Below are 1,397 nucleotides of genomic sequence, written 5' to 3' on the forward strand. Positions count from 1 at the left end.
TCAAAGACCTACTTAAATCTACAGGTCAACCAAATCCACAGACCGAAAAACCCATAAGACTATCTGCCAAATACCAACTACGGTTCGTTCAACACTACATTCATGCTTGGCCTATCGGCCGCACGAATGCTTAGTTATTGCGTTGGGGTTTTTCTTTTAAATAGACTAACCATTCTTATAAGTACATCAAATTTATTCCACCAAGACAATTCTGGAATTCACAACCAATAAATGTTGGTTCACCATTTATTGGTTATCGCAATATTAGTTGGTGAATATATTTACACCGAAACTACTATTCATTTTACGGATAACTCTTCATACAAATCACTACACATGTTGAGGTTGCTTTTTGAAAACCTATATGCCTTCAAAAGCCCTGCATGATTGTTAAATGTTTTTTCACATTAATGATTGTAAGAAGATGGTATCTATCACACGAAACACAAAAGTCAGTTTTTGGTATTTGATTCTATTGTTGGCATGCCTGTTTCAATTGTCAGGTTGTACCCTTTATGAAGATAAGTACAACGTCAGCAGAGGCACTTATTGGAGCAATATGACTTACTCAATAGAAAGAGGAAAAAAATTTCGTTTTGACCAAAATGAACACCTTTTTGAATTGTCCGACACTCTTATTACTCATAGTACCATAGTTAATAATAATATCCAGAGTCGTTCATTTCCCATCAAATATGTAACTCACAAAGGAATGAATGAAAGCATTTATTACGCCACAAAATATCACCTCCTTTTTCACCTGGATAAGAAAAACAACTACCTCAAGGTTTATAACAGAAAGTCTATTAAAGTAAATTCTACATTGAACCTGATGATGACTTATACCAGGCTCAAAAAAGTGGAGCAAATAGAAGACAAATATGCTGTGAGGTCACTTCCGGTAGCTAGTAGTAAATAAAAATGATGTAATCCGTAGCTCTCTCCAATTTCTTCCTTGCTAAGATTCTTCGCTACCTGCCTCGGCAGGTAGCGAAGTGTCTCAATTTGATGCTTTTCATAGCTGAATAGTTACCAATAATATATTAATCCTGATCAGGGTTTAGCACCAATCGATTGGGAGCTGATTTTCGGATTTCAGCTTCATTCATCAGCTGCTTTCTGTATTTTCCTGTGGCATACATTTCTGCCTGATCGTCGTAATGTTTGCTGAATGGATTGCCAGAATTGCCTGTAGGCAATATGCTCCAGCTATTGTTTTCAACATCCGAGAAATCTACAATCCTTCGGGTAGATGGCCCGGCATTTACCTCGTATTTTCCTGTTTTATTAAAATGAAATTTCAAATTGTTGATGACCATGTTGCTCCCATCTACCTCAAAAGGCCCAACGTTAAAAAATTTCCTTAGTGCTTCTACTTTCCCAAAAGGATGGTTGTG

2 protein-coding genes are annotated in these 1,397 nt (G+C 36.6%); one reads left to right on the plus strand and one right to left on the minus strand.

From position 1 onward, the window contains the following. Nucleotides 1-424: 424 nt before the first annotated feature. A complete protein-coding gene (locus tag AAOP42_RS08100; protein ID WP_349527985.1) occupies nt 425-919 on the plus strand; it encodes a hypothetical protein in 495 nt (164 codons plus the stop codon). Nucleotides 920-1,043: 124 nt separating this feature from the next. On the opposite strand, the gene AAOP42_RS08105 is transcribed toward AAOP42_RS08100, so the two are convergent. Further along, the coding region (locus tag AAOP42_RS08105; protein ID WP_349527986.1) for a penicillin acylase family protein at nt 1,044-1,397 on the minus strand (354 nt) is incomplete at its 5' end.

Source organism: Reichenbachiella sp. MALMAid0571 (genome assembly GCF_040151475.1).
Lineage (GTDB): Bacteria > Bacteroidota > Bacteroidia > Cytophagales > Cyclobacteriaceae > CAXBNB01.